At 67.4% G+C, this 17,117-nt stretch carries 15 protein-coding genes; 7 read left to right on the forward strand and 8 right to left on the reverse strand.

The features are described 5' to 3' along the window. Positions 1–234 precede the first annotated feature (234 nt). Complete coding sequence (locus tag QHF84_RS05300; RefSeq protein WP_281312069.1) at positions 235–702, forward strand: hypothetical protein; 468 nt, start codon at positions 235–237, stop codon at positions 700–702. A 56-nt stretch (positions 703–758) separates the two neighbouring features. Here the strand turns inward: QHF84_RS05300 and QHF84_RS05305 are convergent, their stop codons facing one another. From QHF84_RS05305 to QHF84_RS05315, 3 genes are all read right to left on the reverse strand, one after another. Continuing rightward, complete coding sequence (locus QHF84_RS05305) at positions 759–1,442, reverse strand: hypothetical protein (protein WP_281312070.1); 684 nt, start codon at positions 1,440–1,442, stop codon at positions 759–761. Positions 1,443–1,798: 356 nt separating this feature from the next. Continuing rightward, the gene (locus QHF84_RS05310) at positions 1,799–2,545 is read right to left on the reverse strand and encodes a LytTR family DNA-binding domain-containing protein (RefSeq protein WP_281312071.1); all 747 of its coding nucleotides are present in this window, start codon (positions 2,543–2,545) and stop codon (positions 1,799–1,801) included. After that, complete coding sequence (locus QHF84_RS05315) at positions 2,542–3,582, reverse strand: histidine kinase (protein ID WP_281312072.1); 1,041 nt, start codon at positions 3,580–3,582, stop codon at positions 2,542–2,544. The genes QHF84_RS05310 and QHF84_RS05315 overlap by 4 nt, the downstream gene beginning before the upstream one ends. Positions 3,583–3,737: 155 nt before the next feature. On the opposite strand from QHF84_RS05315, the gene QHF84_RS05320 reads away from it, so the two are divergent. Next, entirely contained in the window at positions 3,738–5,168 is a 1,431-nt protein-coding gene (locus QHF84_RS05320; RefSeq protein ID WP_281312073.1) for a radical SAM protein, read from the forward strand. Here QHF84_RS05320 and QHF84_RS05325 read toward each other — a convergent pair. From QHF84_RS05325 to QHF84_RS05340, 4 genes are all read right to left on the reverse strand, one after another. Beyond that, entirely contained in the window at positions 5,098–5,610 is a 513-nt protein-coding gene (locus QHF84_RS05325) for a hypothetical protein (protein WP_281312074.1), read from the reverse strand. The genes QHF84_RS05320 and QHF84_RS05325 overlap by 71 nt on opposite strands. A 229-nt stretch (positions 5,611–5,839) precedes the next feature. Continuing rightward, entirely contained in the window at positions 5,840–6,487 is a 648-nt protein-coding gene (locus QHF84_RS05330) for a hypothetical protein (protein WP_281312075.1), read from the reverse strand. Then, a complete protein-coding gene (locus QHF84_RS05335) occupies positions 6,484–7,740 on the reverse strand; it encodes an ATP-binding protein (RefSeq protein WP_281312076.1) in 1,257 nt (418 codons plus the stop codon). The genes QHF84_RS05330 and QHF84_RS05335 overlap by 4 nt, the downstream gene beginning before the upstream one ends. Positions 7,741–7,891: 151 nt before the next feature. Then, complete coding sequence (locus QHF84_RS05340) at positions 7,892–8,200, reverse strand: hypothetical protein (RefSeq protein ID WP_281312077.1); 309 nt, start codon at positions 8,198–8,200, stop codon at positions 7,892–7,894. A 503-nt stretch (positions 8,201–8,703) separates the two neighbouring features. On the opposite strand from QHF84_RS05340, the gene QHF84_RS05345 reads away from it, so the two are divergent. Beyond that, complete coding sequence (locus QHF84_RS05345) at positions 8,704–9,042, forward strand: DUF2934 domain-containing protein (protein ID WP_281312078.1); 339 nt, start codon at positions 8,704–8,706, stop codon at positions 9,040–9,042. 65 nt (positions 9,043–9,107) lie between these two features. After that, positions 9,108–10,244 (forward strand): chromate efflux transporter, encoded by a 1,137-nt coding sequence (chrA, locus tag QHF84_RS05350; RefSeq protein ID WP_281312308.1) that lies wholly within the window; start codon positions 9,108–9,110, stop codon positions 10,242–10,244. A 5-nt stretch (positions 10,245–10,249) separates the two neighbouring features. On the opposite strand, the gene QHF84_RS05355 is transcribed toward chrA, so the two are convergent. After that, positions 10,250–11,107 carry a class I SAM-dependent methyltransferase gene (locus QHF84_RS05355; protein ID WP_281312079.1) on the reverse strand — a complete coding sequence of 286 codons (858 nt, stop codon included), beginning with the start codon at positions 11,105–11,107 and terminating at the stop codon, positions 10,250–10,252. A gap of 111 nt (positions 11,108–11,218) precedes the next feature. On the opposite strand from QHF84_RS05355, the gene QHF84_RS05360 reads away from it, so the two are divergent. From QHF84_RS05360 to QHF84_RS05370, 3 genes are all read left to right on the forward strand, one after another. Then, positions 11,219–12,547 (forward strand): aspartate kinase, encoded by a 1,329-nt coding sequence (locus QHF84_RS05360; protein ID WP_281312080.1) that lies wholly within the window; start codon positions 11,219–11,221, stop codon positions 12,545–12,547. A 32-nt stretch (positions 12,548–12,579) separates the two neighbouring features. Next, positions 12,580–14,100 (forward strand): hypothetical protein, encoded by a 1,521-nt coding sequence (locus QHF84_RS05365; protein ID WP_281312081.1) that lies wholly within the window; start codon positions 12,580–12,582, stop codon positions 14,098–14,100. Positions 14,101–14,273: 173 nt separating this feature from the next. Then, positions 14,274–16,802 (forward strand): ATP-binding protein, encoded by a 2,529-nt coding sequence (locus QHF84_RS05370; protein ID WP_281312082.1) that lies wholly within the window; start codon positions 14,274–14,276, stop codon positions 16,800–16,802. Positions 16,803–17,117: the final 315 nt, after the last annotated feature.

The raw sequence follows: 17,117 nt of genomic DNA on the forward strand, positions 1-17,117 counted from the left end.
ACTTTGGTCCCATGGTCCTCAACGCCGGAAAGCTCTACGAGGGGGGACATGCAACGTCGTGGAGCCTTCCGAGGCGATCCGCGGCGACGTAGACCCGGGGCGGGTCGCCTTTGCAGTGCGGGGCGACACGCCTCCCATCCCACGAACCATGAGGAGCGTATGTCGTACCTAGATGGCCTGATACCCCCGATCGGACTGGAGATCCCCTGCTCTATGTATGCGGTCGAGGTCCCCTTGAAAGTGAATGTCCTCGGCATCGTCACCCTGGACTTCAAGGGAGGGATCAAGGTCCGGGTCGAGAAGAAGATCGATACCGGATTGGGCGGCGTGCTGTTCAAAATCATCGGCCACGAGGTGTCGGCGGACTCCCCCGTGCTCGGGAGGGTCACCCTCTCCCAGGCCGACATCGACACGACCCCGTTGAGCCCGCTCGAGCTCATCAGCAATCTGCCGCCCAAGTTCCGCAACACGCTCTTCCACGACTTCACGTTCACCATCGAGAAGCCGCCGGGCGGTGGCCCTCCCCTCGTGCTGTCAAACACGAAGACCGCCGCGCTGATCAACGACAACCTCACGGTGTTTCCTCCGCAGGGCTCGGTCTATCACCTCCGGGAGCCGGTCGATCTCGCGCCGGTCGGCGCTCCGAACCACGTCGTCGCCACGATCCAGGCGATGGCGTTCACGGTGTCGCACAACCCGTGATGCCAGCCTGATCCCCCTGGGAGAGCGTGCTGCGGCTCCGCTGCGGCAGCACCCTCTCAGGGCTCGTCGCCTTCGGGATCGGCGCCTTCGCCCGTACCCACATCTTCGCCCTTGGTCGCGTCGGGCTTCCGGAAGAAGGACTCGACCCACGTCTTCGGCAACTTCTTCGCGGTCGCGATCTTGAGCAGCTCCGCGTAGGTCGTCGTCCGCAGGGCGTTGATGCCCTCTTTCCATTCGTCGGTCTCGTTCGAGACGATTTGCCGATTTCCTTTGGCCTTGGTGCGCACGTCGAGCGCGTCGAGCGCGGCTTTGCTGACCTTGTCGATCGGCGCCGCGAACGGGGAAAGCTCGTGATTCCCGCCGAGCTTTCCGGCCTCGGGCAGGAGCACGTCGCGCGTCTTCTCGCATTGCGCGCGCAGCCCCTTGCGCACGAATTGCCCCGGGGCGGTGCCGCCGAAGAACTTCCCGAGCAGCTCCGGCGCGAACGCGCGCACGGCGGCGGCGAAACGCTTCGTGAGCGAATCGAGCCGCTCGTTGCGGACCGCGACCACCGCCTCGGCGCGGGTCACCGCCCGGCGCGCCGCGCGCTCCTGCGCGAAGAGGCCCTCCCATTCGCTGATGGCCTCGGCGAAGGGGACGGCGAGCGTGGCGGCGTCCTCGTCGGCGGCGAGTGCAGATTCGGAGAATTCGAGCTCGTCGAGAAAATAGAGCAAACCATAGGTGATCGGAATCTGGCGCATGCGAGGTGTGCTACCGGACTATGCTCCGCTTCGTCAAGCGAAAGGAGGCGGCGAGCGTCGCCTACCCCCGTGCGCTTCATGGAGGGCCCCGAAACACGCGTCCTTTGGCGGCGTGCACGTCGAGCAGCCGGAGAGGAGATGCGTGATCTGCCGGCGAACAGGCCGTGACCTCGGGAGGATCACGCCTCGTCTTGGCGAGGGCGGGCCGTGCGCGGGGGAGGATCAGGGACGTTGTTGCCGGGTGATTTTCGTGGAGCGGGAGAGGGATGGGTTCGTCTGGCTCCGCTCCGCCGGAGAGTGGAGGAGGATCACGTCTGGGCGACGGGTGCGGGTGCGGGGAGACGCAGACCCGAGGATCAGGCCTCGTCCCCGCCCGCCCCGCGGGCGATTCCGAGTGCGCGGCGGAGCTCCCTCGCTGCCTGGCGGGAGACTTCCACGGTGTGGCCGTTCTTCATGCGCGCGAAATAGCCGCCCGAGGGCGTGGGTTCGAGCAGGATCACGTGCTCGAGGTTCAGTAGCGCGCGGCGGTGGACGCGGATGAATGTGCCTGTGGGCAGGCGCTCCTCCAGCGCGGCCAGCGAGAGATCGGTGAGCACGCGCCGCCCGCTCGCCATGATCGTCACGAGTGCGCCGTCGAGCTCGGCGAACGAGATCTCCGCGGGATCGAGCAGCAGCACGCCTTCGCGGGTCTCGATCGCGAGACGCCGCGCTGCGGGGCGAGGGGCGTCCGTTTTTGTGGCGCCGAGGATGCGGCGGGCGCGCTCGATGGCGATTTGCAGGCGCCCGGCTTCCACGGGTTTGAGCAGGTAATCGACCGCGGCCACCTCGAATGCGGAGACGGCGTATTCGGCGTGCGCGGTGCAGAAGATCACGTAGGGCCGCGGCTCGGGCAACAAGCGAATTGCCTCGATCCCGGTGAGGCCGGGCATTTCGATGTCGAGCAGGATCACGTCGATGCCGCCTCGCCCGAGGGCTGCGCGCACGGCGTCGCCGCGATCGCACTCGCCCACGACCACCACGCCGTCGATTGCGCCGAGCAGCCGAAAGAGGCGCGCCCGCGCGAGCTTTTCGTCGTCGACTACGAGCACACGCAGTGCATTCACGTGATCACCTCCGGCAGGTCGAGATCGACCCGCGTGCGGCCCTCTTCGCCGCGGATCGAGAGGCGAGCGCGCCTCTCGTAGGCGAGCGCGAGCCGGCGCTCCACGGTGGGCAATCCATCGCTGCCCGGCCTCGGGCCCGCGTATGCGCCTGGGTTCGAGAGCGTGATTCGAAGTGCGCCCGAGGCCCGTCGGATCACGAGGCGCACCTCGCCCTCGTGCCCGGCGCCGGGACCGTGCTTCATCGCGTTCTCCGCGAGCGGCAGGAGCACGAGGGGCGGCACGGGCAAAGGCTCGACGCCCGGATCGATCTCCATGACCACCGTGAATCGCGCCGGGTCGCGCAATCGATAAAGTTCGAAGAGCGTACGTACGAGTGCGAGCTCCTGATCGAGGGGCCACCACTCGGCGCGCACGCCGGCGAGGATCACGCGTAGCATCGACGCGAGGCGCAGCACGGCCTCCTCGGCGACCGCGCCGTCGACGCGGCACCATTCGGCGATCGCGTTGAGCGTGTTGAAGAGGAAATGGGGATCGAGGTGCGCGCGGAGGGCGAAGAGCTGCGCGCGCTCCGCCTCGCGCGCGAGTTTCTCGGCCCGCTCCCGCTGGGCGATGAGACGCAGCTCGAGATCGATGTCCCGACCGAGCCCCCAGCCGCCGACCCAGTAGAGCGCGAGTGAGCTGACGAGGTTCGCCGGGACCGTGAGGAAGCTCGGCTCGAGCCGCAACCAGCGGGGGATCACGCCCCCGATGCCGAAGACCACGATCGCGCCGAGCGCCGCATAAGCGAGGACGCGCAGCAGCGTGGGGCGCTCGGCGGCGAGCGCGCGCCAGGAGACCGGCGCGAGCAGCGTGAACGAGGCGCAGAGCGCGACGCCGACCACGAGCGCCGAGCCGCCCGACCGCGCCTGGGCGACGAGGAGCGTGACGGTCACCACGAGGATCGGGATGAGGCGGCGCGGCGCGGCGAGGGCACGGAGCGTGGCGATCGCGAGGGGCTCGCCCGATGGATCTGGTCTTCCGGCTTCGATCGCCGTCATCGGAGAAGGTGATAGCCGATCCCGGGGCAGGGCGGAACGTGAGACCGTTCGAGGCCTCGCCGCGCCCGCTCGCGCCGAAGGACCGACCGCTCACGCACTCTCGCGCGGCGAATCAGGCGGACTGCATTCATCCTGGGCCTTCGAGGAGACGCGATATGAAGGTCAGGATCGTCGTCGATTACGTGCCCCGCTACCGCCGCGGTCATCAATGGCATTTCGTCCCGCCGGTGACGGGGATCCACCTCGCTGCGATCACCCCTTCCGAGCACGAGGTGGAGGTCATTCACGAGCAGGTGCGTCCCGTCCCCGTCGATGGCACGCCGGACGTCGTCGCCCTCTCTTTTTTCTCTGGGTTCGCCCGCCGCGCGTATCAGCTCGCCGATCGTTATCGTGCGCTCGGCGTGCGCGTGGTCGCGGGCGGGCCGCACGTCTCGTACTGGACCGAAGAGGCCCTTTCGCATGTCGACGTCGTGGTCACCGGGGAGGCCGAATCGGTGTGGCCCGAGGTGCTGCGTGATCTCGGGCGGGGAACGGCGCGCCGCGTGTACCGCGGGGAGCCGGTGTCCCTCGCGGGATTGCCGACGCCCCGGTACGATTTGCTCGAAGACCGCTTCCTCGTCCCGCGTGTCCTCCAGGCGACACGCGGCTGCCCGTTCACGTGCAGCTTTTGCACCGTGCCCGACCTGAATCCGGGCTTCCGTGTGCGTCCGGTCGACGATGTCGTGCGCGACATCGCGACCACGCGATTCCCTCATTTCTGGCAGGACAAGGTCGCCTGGTTCTGGGACGACAACCTCCTCGTCCAGCGCCGCTGGGCCAAGGAGCTGCTCCGCGCGATGATCGGCCTCGATCGGTGGTGGCTGACGCAGGCGTCGATCGACATCGTCAAGGATCGGGAGCTGCTCGACCTCATGGAGCGGTCCGGATGTATCGGCATCTTCCTGGGCATCGAGAGCCTCGACGAGGCGGATCTGCGCAGCGTCGACAAGCGTCAGAACCGGGTGCGCGAATACCGCGACGCGATCGATCGCCTGCACGATCGGGGAATCTGCGTGATGGCCGGCTTCATTTCGGGCTTCGACGATCAAACGCCCGAGACCATCGTCGCCACCGCCGATCGCCTCAATGCCGTGGGCGTGGACGTGCCCTTCCTGAGCGTGCTGACGCCGTTCCGCGGCACGCCGCTCTACGACGAGTATCTGCAGAGCGGCCGGATCCTCACGGAGCGCGACTGGCCCCATTACAGCGGCTACGGGGTGGCCTTCCGGCCCGCCAGGATGACCCCCGACGAGCTGCTCGCGGCGCACCGGCGGCTGTGGAACCGCGCGTTCTCGCCGGCGCTGGTGCGGGAGCGGCTCGCGCGCGGGGCCCGGCAATTGAGCCGCGGCGGGATGATGCTGTCGGCGGCGATGAACGGGTTTTACGGGCTGAAGCAGCTCACGGGCAACGAGCCGGCGTCGGCGCCGATCGAGGGCGAGGGGCGGATCGCGCACCCGGATCCGAGGGAGGCGCCGCTCAGGCTGTCGCAGATCGGCGTGCGGCGCGCCGAAAAGAAGCAGGTCGCCAGCGCGGCAGGCATTCGGTGAGAGGAGAGCCGAGGCTCGCCCCACTGCCACCGAAGAACTTCGCCAGGAGCTCCAGCGCGAATGCGCGCACGGCGGCGCCGAAGCGCCTCGTGAGCGAATCGAAGCGCTCGTTGCGGACGGAGACCACCGCCTCGGCGCGGATGACCTCCCGGCGAGCAGCGCGCTCCTCGGTGAAGAGCCCCTCCCATTCGCCGATGGCCTCGGAGAAGGGCAAGGTGAGCCCGGTAGCGTCGTCCTCGGCGAGGAGCGCCGCCTCGGTGAAGTCGAGCTCGTCGAGGAGATAAGAAGCCCGAAGGAGAGCGGAATCTGGCGCATACGAGGCGTCGAACAAGGCCGGGCCTGATCCGGCCAATAAAACGAAGGAGCGCGCCTCGCCTGCCCCCGTGCAATTCATCGCGGCGTCCGGATCACGCCTCACCTGCCCGCGGACAAGTCGAAACAACGAGAGGATCGGGGGTGATCTGCCAGGGAACACGCCGTGACCTGGGGAGGATCACGCCTCGGTTCGGGGGGGACGCGCGCTGCGCGGGGGAGGACCGGGGCGCTCGTACGGGTGGATTTTCGCGGAGGGGGCGAGGAACGGACTCACCTCCTGGTTCGCAGGGAGCGAGTGGAGGGGGATCACGACTGGGGCGACCGGCCGCATCACTTACCCTCGCTTTCCGTGCGCATCAGCCCTCATGTCCGCTTGTTGCATCGTGTGCGAACCAGCGACGTAACACGTCGCGAAGCTTCACGAAGGCGGCGTCCGTGCAGCGCTCGAGGGGCACAAGGGCTCCCAGGCGCCTGTAGATCGACGCTGACCTGGGCTTACGGCGGAATCGCAGGGCAGCCTGCAAGGCCTCCTTCGGCCGCTGCGGTTTGACGCGACCTTCCACCAGCCAATTTTCTCCCACGAGCCAGCAGCGAAGATCTTGGGGGGCGCCCCGGAAGCCGAGGAGATCTTCGACATGTGGCGCATTGCTGAAGACCCAGATCTCGAGTTCAGGATCAATTGCAATGCCAGCAGCCCGATCCGCCCAGCCGTTGCTCGCCAAGCTCGTTTCGACGTCCTGCTCCAAGGCCTTTCGAGACTTCCCATCCCGCCCGCATCCCTCACGATCGAAAACGACGAGCGCCCGCTCGTATTGCTTTATGTGAGCACGGAGGAACGTGGCGCTTTCGCGAAGACAGCCTGGGTCGTGATTAGGGTGCGTAAAGACGTCATAGGAGATAGTCCGAATGCCAAGGCGATCCTTCTGCGTGAGAATTCCATCCAGCGCGTGACGGATGTCATCGTCGGCTGTAAGCACGACGAGGTCCTTGCGTTCCCAGCTCACCCAAGCACCCCGGCGGCAAATACAACCCCCAGACTCGGCTCGCCTTTCCAATCCCGCAGCGCGGGATGGTCCGTGCCCCTCACGATGTCGGTGCCCCGCTCCATCGTTCGCGAGAAGCAAAGCACGTCCTTGGGGTCGACCACGCCCAAGGTCACCGGCGAGTGGGTCGCGAGAAGGATCTGTGCGTCGTAAACGGATGAAAGCGAATGGTACACGGCTTCGATCGCCCGCGGATGGATCCCGTTCTCCGGCTCCTCGATCAAGAAGATGCCTGGCAAATCCAGCAAGTACGCCGGGAGAGTGAGGGCAAGCATGCGCAGGGTTCCATCAGAAGCCGACCAGGAAGGAACCTCGAGCCCCCCCGCATAGCGTAGGACGAGATAGCGATGGCGATCGTCCTCGCGGTCAACCACCTGGATGCCTTCGAGATCGGGGAGCGCCGTCTGCAAATGTTCGAGCCATTGTCGATGCCGCTCCGAATCGCGCTTCTCCAGATCCGCCACGACCCAAGGGAGGTTGCTGCCGTCGGGCTTGAACCGTCTCCTCTGACCTGGCGGACTCGCCAGGCGCAAGGAGTCCCCTCGAAGCGCAATTTCCTGAACATCGTCGAGGAGAAAGCGCTTGAACCATGTCGCCACCGGAAAGAGCGACTCGTCTTCTGGCAAGTTACCAAGCGCGGACCTGCGGCGACTCAGCTTGTAAAGGATGGTCCAGGGAGAGCTCCTTCCTTGATGCGCCTCGCGTGTCTCCGCATAAAAGTTATCGTTTCCGCTCGCGGTTTTGTTGACGACGAGGGCCCGATTTCGCGCAGGCGTTGGCGTTAGAATAGTCACCGGAGGAGTTGGATCGCTGAATAGCAGTTCTTGTCCAGCATCTGGCATCCCGAAGCTCAATCGCTCCGCATCCAGGCCGACCTCGTCCGTCTCGGGGTCCAGCGCAACTCTTACCTCGTACCGAAGCACAACGAGGTCGGGGCGGGCCAACGTGCTGCGCAACGCCTCTGGTACATCGACCTCGATGGCCAGTTCGAACGCTCGCCCGTCACGACGCCAGACAAGATCCTGGAAATTCTTCGTTCGCTCCTCGACGGCCGCCTGGGGGCCGCGCCGCACGAGCGAGCCTAGGAACGCAATGACATCCAGGAAGGTGCTCTTGCCGCTAGCGTTCGGTCCCACGAGGGCATGCAGGGACCCAAGCGGTTGACGGATGTACCGCAGGCACCGATAGCCGAGCGCTTCGACGCGGGTGATCATGAGCAACCTCCAACCTCACCGGCCGCGAGGGCCTATAGCTAGTGCCAGGCGACATTCTGGGGCAAGTTCCTTCTCGCCACGCGCCTGCACCAATTGGCACACGGGCGAGCTTTCGCTCGCCGTGCAGGCAAGTGTACGCCTCGTGCTCTCCTCATTTGGGTGGCATGACCGTGAACCCCAGGTCCTTGCTCCCCAGGAACTTGATCGTGCCGCCCATCTCGTGGGCTACCAGGCTCAGATCGAGCGGGATGTTCGCCAGCGCCAGGACGAGCGCTTGCACGGAATCAGCGCCCCACACGGCTCGGCTCGCCTTGTGGTCGCCAGGGCCGTGGATGTCGAAGTCCACCGACCAGTTGCCGTTCTCCTCGGGTTTGGGCGCATGGATTCGAACGACGACCTTGCGTGCCCCCCGCTTGCCTTGTTGCGTAAAGCGCAGCTCGCGCTCGGCGATGATCGTCATCGTTGCGCTTCCTTCTCACATTCCAAGTAACACCGCGAGCGCTCCTCATTGGCACGGCGCCAGCATCGTTCGCGATTTTTCTTGGGCTTCTCGGGAAGCTTGCGGCATTGACGGTTGTCGTAATCCCACACGAGATCGCACGCGCGCCTGCAGTAGGCCCATTCGCTATCCTCGGAGACGATGACAGGAGCCACTCCGTCGTGTGTAGCAGGGGACGCCGTAGCCTGTCCGGCTGATGAAACGATCATCATCGAGATCAGCAACGACACAAGAGCCATCACCTTGCACGCCGTTTTTCCGCCTGACACGACCGCTCAACCTCCGCTCACTCGCTTGTTGTTACCCTAACCATAGGTAGTTCACAGGCAAAGTTTTCTGGTCGCGAATCGAGGGATAGGCGTCGTTCAAGTGCGCTATCTTTACTTCCCCAAGAAATTTTGCCCTCCCGCTTCATTCAGGATAGGAGCCCCCTCCCCCGGAAAAAACCACCGAGGAGAGGATCGATGAAGACGAAAGGCAAGAAGGCGGCGCAAAAGAAGAGCGAGGCGGGCAAGAAGGGCGCGAAGGCCCAAGCAGCCGCCGTCGCGGAGTCGGTCGCGCCGCCGCCCGTCGTGCTCGCGCCCGCGCCCGCAGCAGAGCCGGCGGCGATCGACGAGGATTTCAAAGCGCCCGCCGCCTCCGAGCGCAGGCCCGTGTCGATCGAGGAGCGCCGCCGGATGATCGCGCGCGCTGCGTATCGCCGCGCCGAGACGATCGGGTTCGGGAAGACCAATCCCGTCGAGGACTGGCTCGTCGCCGAGCGTGAAATCGACGCCATGCTGGTTGGCGGGGTCCACATCTGAGCGAGGAGGCCACGCCTCCCCCGGCGCCACCCGCCGCAGCCGATCCGGGCCGGCTGCGCGAGGTGGTGCTCTTGTTTTTGCGCCTCGGATTCACCTCGTTCGGCGGCCCCGCCGCGCACGTCGCGCTCATGGAGGCCGAGGTCGTCGTCCGCCGGAAATGGGTGACGCGGGAAGAATTTCTGGATCTCTTCGCCGCGACGAACCTGATTCCCGGGCCGAACTCGACCGAAATGGCGATCCATCTCGGGTATCGCCGCGCCGGCACGCCGGGGCTCATTGCTGCCGGAGCCTGCTTCATCCTGCCGGCCGCGTCGATCACGGCCGGGTTTGCGGTCGCCTACGAGCGCCTGCGCACGCTCCCCGCCCTCGAAGGGCTGCTCTACGGCCTCAAGCCCGCGATGCTCTCGATCGTGCTCGCGGCGATGGCGCGGCTCGTCCTGCCTCGAAAGAAAGATTGGTTTTTCCTGGCGCTCGGCCTCGCCGCGGCCGCGGCGAGCGTGCTCGGCGTGAACGAGATCGGCGTGCTCTTTGGAGGCGCGGCCCTCGGCGCGATCGTCCCCGGCTCGAAGAAGCCACCCGAAACGCCGGCCACGGGCACGAAAAAAGCGAAGTCGTCGCCCGCCGTGCTCGCATTTCCCCTCGCCGCGTCCGCCACCGCGGGCGGCGGAAAACTCCTGCCGCTCGGGCTGTTTTTCCTCAAAGTCGGGAGCATCCTTTACGGCAGCGGATACGTGCTGATCGCGCTCCTCCGCACGGGGCTCGTGACCGAGCGGGGCTGGCTCACCGAGGCGGAGCTGCTCGACGCCGTCGCGATCGGCCAGTTCACGCCGGGGCCCGTGCTCTCCACCGCGACGTTCATCGGTTACCTGATCGAAGGCCCCGCCGGCGCCGCCGTCGCCACGCTCGCCATCTTCCTCCCGAGCTTCGTCTTCGTCCGCGCGAGCGCGCCGATCCTGCCGAAAATGCGCGCCTCGCCCCGCCTCGCGGGCCTGCTCGACGGCGCCGCCGCCGCCTCGCTCGGCCTGCTCGTCGCCGCCACGATCGCCCTCGGACGCGGCGCGCTCATCGATTTGCCCGCCTGGCTCATCCTCGCCGCCGCCCTGCCCGTCGCGATGCAGCCAAAGATCAATGCGACGTGGATCGTGGTGGGCGGCGCGCTCGCCGGCCTCGCCGTTCGCGCGGCGCTCGGCTTTGCGCGCTGAGCGGATTACATGAGCGCCGCGTAGATCGGCGCCGAGGCATATCGCGCCGGCCGCTCCTGCCCGGCCGCCACGCAGACGCCCACCGAATACAGATCGGCGGACAGGGAGAGCCTCTCGTCTCGCTGGATCTCGTCCCACGCGGAGAGCATGCCCGACGACCAGCGAATGTCGTCGAACACGTACGTCGCATCGGGCGTCGCGTGCCGATGGATGAGCCCGAAGTAATCGAGCGTCGGCTGATACTGATGGTGCCCGTCGATGAACGCGAAATCGACGGTCCCGAGCTCGCGCAGCGTCGTCTCGAGGGTATCGGTGAAGAGGCCCTGCACGTACGTCACGTTGCCGAGCCCCACGCGCTCGTGCACCCCCTTCGCGCATCGAATCCGGTAGGGGGAGGCCTCGAGCGTCACGAGACGCCCTCGCCCATTCACCTGGAGCGCCGCGGCGAGGTACGAGGACGAGATGCCCACGTTCGTACCAAGCTCGATCACCAGCTCGGGCTTGAACGCGCGGACCAGGAGGTACAGGAAAAGCGCGGACTTCTTCCCTTTGCTCACCGAGCACGCTTGCTGGACCGTGACACGGTCGTCGTAGGGCCCCGAGGGCAGGGTCCCGTCGATGAGCGGCTCCTCGCGAGCCGCGAGCCGACCCCGCTCGGCCTCGATCTTCGCGAGGAGCGCACGCTCGGGCGGCGGCAAGGGCGCGCGCAGCCGGGCGACGGCGCTCACGATGTCCTGCGCCCGCGGGTGCGGCGCCCTCGAGAGCGCGCGAAGCGTCGCCCCATCCCGCGCGACGCCGAGGCCCTGGCGCACGACGCTACGACCGAACTCCGGAAGCCGATCCATCCATGAAAGCTGCTTCATCGTGCACGTACCGCCGATCCAGCGGAGGTGTTAGCCGCCTGGCCAGGGCTCGTCAACGCTCGCGACAGATCCGGTGCGCCGCTCGACGCGTTGCGCTACCGTCCGGCCGCCATGATCGTCATGAAGTTCGGCGGCAGCTCCGTCGCCAACCGCAAGCAGATCGAAAAGGTGCTCGCGATCGTCCGCGGGCGCGCGGCGCGCACGCCGCTCGTCGTAAGCTCGGCCCACAAGGGCATGACCGACGCGCTGCTCACGGGCGCGCGCGAGGCCGCCCGCGGCGTCTACGCCCCCGAGCGCGTGATCGAGCGCCAGACCGCGATCGCCCGCGAGCTCGGCTGCGACGACGCCCTGCTCGCGCCCTTTTTCGAGGAGATCTCGGCCCTCTATCGGGGCCTGTCGCTCGTGCGGGAGCTCAGCTTGCGCAGCCTCGACTACGCCGCGAGCTTCGGCGAGCGCATGGCCGTACGCGTCATCGCCGACTTCTTCACGCGACAAGGGCTTCCGGCGCAAGCCTTCGACGTCTGGGATCTCGGCTTCCTCACGGACGCGGCGTTCGGCTCGGCGCGTCCCCTGCCCGGCTACGAGGCCGCGATGCAGCGCGCGGTGCGCGAGCGCGTGCCGGCCGGCGTCGTGCCGATCGTGACGGGTTTCGTCGGAAAAACCGAGGCGGGCGACATCACGACCGTCGGCAGGAACGGCAGTGATCTCACGGCGACGCTCGTCGGCGCCGCGGTCGCGGCCGAGGAGGTCGAGATCTGGAGCGATACCGACGGCGTCATGACCGCGGATCCGAGCGTCGTGAAGAAGGCCCGCTCGATCCCCGAGATGCGCTTCGACGAGGCCGCGGAGCTCGCCTACTTCGGCAGCCGCGTCCTGCACCCGTCGACGCTCGTGCCGGCGATGCAGAAGAACATCCCGGTCCGCGTGCTCAACACGAACCGGCCCGAGCATCCCGGCACGGTCATCCGCGAGGCGGCGCCCACGAGCGAGCTGCCGGCGACGAGCATCGCCTACAAGGAAGGCCAGCTCGCCGTCACGATCTTCTCGACGCGCATGTTCGGGGCGGCGGGCTTCCTCGGCGATGCGTTCCAGGCGCTCGGGCGGCACGAGGTCGTGGTCGACATGATCGCGACGTCGGAGGTGAGCGTGTCGTTCACGACGGACCGGCGCGAGCCTTTGGAGCGCGCGCTGCCGGACCTCGAGCGGCTCGGCGAGGTGCGGGTCGAGGCCGGAAAGACGCTGATGGTCGTCGTGGGCCGGAGGCTCGCGGAGCAGGCGGGCCTCGGCGCGGCGATCTTGCAGGCCGTCGCGGACGCAGGCGTGAACGTGGAAATGGTGAGTTACGGCATGAAGAGCATCAGCCTGACGATGCTCGTGGCCGACAAGGACGTAGGCGCCGCGTCGGCGGTGCTGCACGAGAGGCTCTTCGAGCGCGCTTGACGCCGGCCTTCGTGTAGTCGATTGCAAGGGCCATGAAGAAGATCGCCCTCTTCTGGCCCGGCGACGCGCGGGCCAAGCCCAACGAGGTCGCCGTCCCCAGCATCACGGCCGCGACGATCCAGATGGAGCGAGCGCTCCAGAAGCTCGGCCATTCGCCCTACCGGGTCGAAGGGTTCCTGTCCAAACCCCACGAGTCGATCGAAAAACTCGGGCCGATCGACGACCCGATGATCGGCGTGTGCGTGCACTGGTTTTACGGGCCACACACGACGGACGGCGTGGTCGGCAAGGAGAACCCCTTGCTCCTGGCCTCGAATTTCTCGGGCCGCTGGCCGGGGCTCGTGGGCCTCCTGAACACGGGCGCCTGCCTGGAGAGCCTGGATCGGCCGTTCTCGCGGATCTGGACGGACGCCGAGGACTGGACCACGGACAAGGCGTTCATGGATCGGCTCGATACGTGGTGTCGGACAGGCCGGCTCGCCTGGCCCGAGGACGCGATCCGCGAGCCCGGCCCGGTCGCGCCGGCGGCGGAGGCGATCGCGCGGAAGGTGGCCGCGGAGATCCACAAGCGGCGCGTGCTCCTGCTCATGCTCGGCGACACCTCGATGGGCATGATCAACGGGTATTTCGGCCCGCGGCTCCTGAACAAGCACGGCTTCACGGAGCACAAGATCGATCAGGCCTGGATCATCGATCGGGGCCGGGGCATCTCGGAGAAGCGGATCGACGACGCGCTCCGGTTCGTGAAGGATCGGGGCCTCACGTTCCACTGGGGCGAGAACGGCGCGGCCGATTTCGACGAGCGCGCGACGCGCGAGCAGCTCCGCGATTACCTCGTGGTGCTCGACATGGTGAACGAATACAAGGCGGATTGCCTGGGCTGGCAATACCAGCTCGGGCTCATCCCGCTGCGGCCGCCCTCGGACCTCGCCGAGGGGCTGTTCAACTCGGCCTGCCGCCCCGAATCGAACGGCACGACGATCGCGTGTGCGACCGAGGCCGATCAGGGCAACGCCATCCCGATGGAGCTGATGAAGCGGCTCCTGCGGGAAAAAGGCCTGCACGAGGCCGTGATGTTCCACGACGTGCGCTGGGGAGCCGAGCACGACGGGCGATTCTTGTGGGTGCTCCTGAACTCGGGGTCGTGCGGCGCGTACGCGTTCAACCACGACAAGGACACGCTGCGCGGCGCGCATAGCTTCCGGCAGCCGGCGATGTATTTCCCGACGCCGGGCGGCACGCTCGCAGGCGAGAGCTTGCCCGGGGCGATGACCTGGGCGCGCACGTACATCAAGGAAGGCGCGCTCTGGATGGATGTCGGCAAGGGCGAAGTGGTGAAGCTTCCGCCGGCGGTGCGTGATGCCTGGTGGGAGGGCACGACGCGGGAATGGCCGTTCATGGCCGCGGACATGGGGATCGGCCGCGATACGCTGATGGCGCATTACCTCTCGAATCACGTGGCCGTGGCATACGGGGACGTGTTCGACGAGATGGTCGCGCTGTCGCGCGAGCTCGGCTTCAAGGTGCGAGTCCTCGCCGATCGGGCGGGCTGAAGCGCCTCGATTCGTGGCGACGAACGCCCCGCTCGGTCGGTGGCCTTTCCAGGAATGTCGACCGGGCGTGGGCGGGCGCCACGAGAATGCAGTCCACGTTGCACACGTGCTGCCCTCTCGTTAGCCTTGTCGAGACGGAAGCGCCTCGGTTCAGCCGTTCCGAGCGAGGGTCGATGCAACCAGCCGACGAATGCCGCGACACGCGGCTCGAGGCCCCCCGGAGTGGTCATGTCGAGCCCGGGAAGGCGTGGCGCGCCTACGGCCTCTCCATTGCGGTCATACTCGTGATCGTCCTCGTCCGGTTCTCCCTGGAACCGTGGCTGGACGGCAATGCTCCGCTCCTCGCCTTGCTCGTGCCCGTGGCCATCGCCGCCGCGTACGGCGGGCTCTGGCCGGGCATCATCGCCACGTGCATCACCGCGTTCCTCGGGCTCCTGCTTTTCTTGAGCCCGCTCGGCCGCCTGACCATCGATTCGCTCGAGGATCAGGTGCGCTTCGCCCTGTTTCTGATCACGGGGCTTGCCATCAGCGTGCTCACCGAGCGGGCGCGACGCGCGCGAGAGGCCGGCCTGGCGCGGGACCTCCAAGCGCGCATTCGAGCCGAGGCCGAGGTTCGTCGTCGCAATGCGGAGCTCCAACGGCGCATCGCCGAACGAGCGGCCGCGCTGGAGGCGAGCGAGCGCGAGGTATTGGTGTCACTCCAGGCCGCGCAGAGGGCCGAGGAGGCGCTGCGGGAGAGCGAGGCCGTCGCGCGCCGGCAGCTCGCCGAGCTCGAAGCGACCTACGCCGCCGCGCCCATCGGGCTCTGTGTGTTCGATCGGGACCTCCGCTGGGTGCGAATCAATCAGCGGCTCGCCGAAATCAACGGGTTTCCCCCCGCCGCGCACATCGGCCGCACGGTGCGCGAGATCCTGCCCGACCTCGCGGACGTGGCCGAGCCCATGTTTCGCAAGATCCTGGAGACGGGTAAACCGCTGAAGGACGTGGAGCTCGTCGGCGAGACGCCCGCCCAGCCCGGCAAGAAGCGGGTCTGGATGGAGAGCTTTTTCCCGCTGCGGGATGCGAGCGGCGCAATCGTGGGCATCAACGTGGTCTGCGAGGAGGTGACCGAGCGAAGGGAAGCCGCCGCGGCCCTCGCCGAGAGCGCGGATCGGCTGCGGATGGCGCTCGACGGGGCAAAGGCCGGGTGGTGGGAGTACGACGTCGCGAGCGACCTCTACACGTGGTCCGACGCCCAGTACGAGCTCTACGGGCACGACCTCAAGAACCGCCCGCTCCGCTCCGCCGACTGGCGCAGCCGGGTACATCCGGCCGACCTGCCCGGGTCCGACGCCGACATGAAAAGGCACATGGCGGAGGGGATTTCCGATTTCACGCAAGAGTTCCGCGTCCTGCACCCGGAGAAAGGCGAGCGCTGGATCCACTCGCTCGGGCGCATCAGTTACGACGAGGAAGGCAAGCCAGTCCGGATCGTGGGAATCAGCCGCGACGTGACCGAGGAGAAGAAAGCCGCAATCGAGCGCATGTTCCTGCTCGAGAGCGAGCGCGCGGCGCGGGCCGAGGCGGAGCGGGCGAGCCGCATGAAGGACGAGTTCCTCGCGACCTTGTCGCACGAGCTGCGCACGCCGCTGAACGCGATCCTCGGCTGGGCGCAGCTCGTGCAACGACCCGGGATCCGGCCGGATCAGCTCGCCAAGGGGCTCGCGGTGATCGAGCGGAACACGCACCTGCAGGCGCAGCTCATCAACGATCTGCTCGACGTGAGCCGCATCGTCGCAGGCAAGATCCACGTGGAGATGCAGCCGACGCAGCTCGCGCCGGTGGTCGAGGCCGCAATCGAGGCCTGTCGCGCCTCGGCGGAGGCCAAAGGCGTCACGCTGCGCGGGCCCCCAGATCCAGCGCGTGTCGCCGTGCGCGGCGATCCGGCGCGTCTGCAGCAGATCGTGTGGAACCTGGTCTCGAACGCCATCAAGTTCACACCGAAGGGCGGGCGCGTCGATGTGTCGATGAGGCAAGAGGGCGAGAGGGCCGTGATCACCGTGCGAGACACGGGTCAGGGCATCGGGCCCGAGTTCCTTCCGTTTCTGTTCGAACGATTCCGCCAGGCCGACTCGTCGATGGCGCGGCGGCACGGCGGCCTCGGCCTCGGGCTGTCGATCGTGAAACGTCTCGTCGAGCTGCACGGGGGCACGGTGTGCGCCGAGAGCGAAGGCATCGGCATGGGCGCGACCTTCAAGGTCGAGCTGCCCTGCGAAGCCAGCGAGCGGAGCCGCATGCCCTCACGGCTGCCCCCGATCGTGCCCGCAAACGATCCGCGGAACCTGCAAGGCGTGGCCGTGCTGGTGGTCGACGACGAGGCCGATTCGCGAGAGCTCGTGAAGCGCGTGCTGGAGGAGCACGAGGCCGTCGTGTGCACGGCAGCATCCGCCGCAGAAGCGCTCGACGTGTCGGCATCACGCACGATCGACCTCATCGTGAGCGACATCGGCATGCCAGGCATGGACGGCTACGCGCTCATGCGGGAAATCCGAGCGCGTCGGAACGGCCACGGGAAAGAAGTCGTCGCCGTCGCCGTGACCGCATTCGCACGGCCCGAGGACCGAGAACGCGCGCTCGCCGCAGGCTACCGGGCGCACCTCGCAAAGCCGTTCGAGCCCTCCGAGCTGGTCTCGCTGCTCGCAGGGCTACGCGAGGCGAGCTAGGGGCGCTGGAGCCGGGGCGCTGCCCCGGACCCCGCGGGGGCTGTTCGCCCCTCGACCCGAACCAGGGCAAGCCCTGGACCTCAGGTGGAAAAACTGCGCTTCGCGCAGTTTTTCCAGCGGGCCGGTGGCAAGACCGCGGCGGTGCGTTTCAAGCCAAACCGTCAGCGCCATCGGCTTGGCTGGCAGGGGCGTGGCCTGTCTTAAACCGGCGCGTTCGATGAACTGCGCATCGCGCAGTGCATCGACCCCGGGTCCAGCGCTTGCGCTGGTCCGGGTCCAGGGGTGGACAACCCCGGGGTTTGGGGCGTAGCTCGG

The organism is Polyangium sp. y55x31 (assembly GCF_029946505.1).
Classification (GTDB): Bacteria; Myxococcota_A; Polyangia; order Polyangiales; family Polyangiaceae; genus Polyangium.

Excerpts from the sequence above, each read along its gene's own strand:
- QHF84_RS05305 (WP_281312070.1), bottom strand. The coding sequence starts at position 1,442 with ATGCGCCAGATTCCGATCACCTATGGTTTGCTCTATTTTCTCGACGAG.
- QHF84_RS05315 (WP_281312072.1), bottom strand. The coding sequence starts at position 3,582 with ATGACGGCGATCGAAGCCGGAAGACCAGATCCATCGGGCGAGCCCCTC.
- QHF84_RS05320 (WP_281312073.1), top strand. The coding sequence starts at position 3,738 with ATGAAGGTCAGGATCGTCGTCGATTACGTGCCCCGCTACCGCCGCGGT.
- QHF84_RS05335 (WP_281312076.1), bottom strand. The coding sequence starts at position 7,740 with ATGATCACCCGCGTCGAAGCGCTCGGCTATCGGTGCCTGCGGTACATC.
- QHF84_RS05340 (WP_281312077.1), bottom strand. The coding sequence starts at position 8,200 with ATGACGATCATCGCCGAGCGCGAGCTGCGCTTTACGCAACAAGGCAAG.
- QHF84_RS05345 (WP_281312078.1), top strand. The coding sequence starts at position 8,704 with ATGAAGACGAAAGGCAAGAAGGCGGCGCAAAAGAAGAGCGAGGCGGGC.
- QHF84_RS05355 (WP_281312079.1), bottom strand. The coding sequence starts at position 11,107 with ATGAAGCAGCTTTCATGGATGGATCGGCTTCCGGAGTTCGGTCGTAGC.
- QHF84_RS05360 (WP_281312080.1), top strand. The coding sequence starts at position 11,219 with ATGATCGTCATGAAGTTCGGCGGCAGCTCCGTCGCCAACCGCAAGCAG.
- QHF84_RS05365 (WP_281312081.1), top strand. The coding sequence starts at position 12,580 with ATGAAGAAGATCGCCCTCTTCTGGCCCGGCGACGCGCGGGCCAAGCCC.
- QHF84_RS05370 (WP_281312082.1), top strand. The coding sequence starts at position 14,274 with ATGCAACCAGCCGACGAATGCCGCGACACGCGGCTCGAGGCCCCCCGG.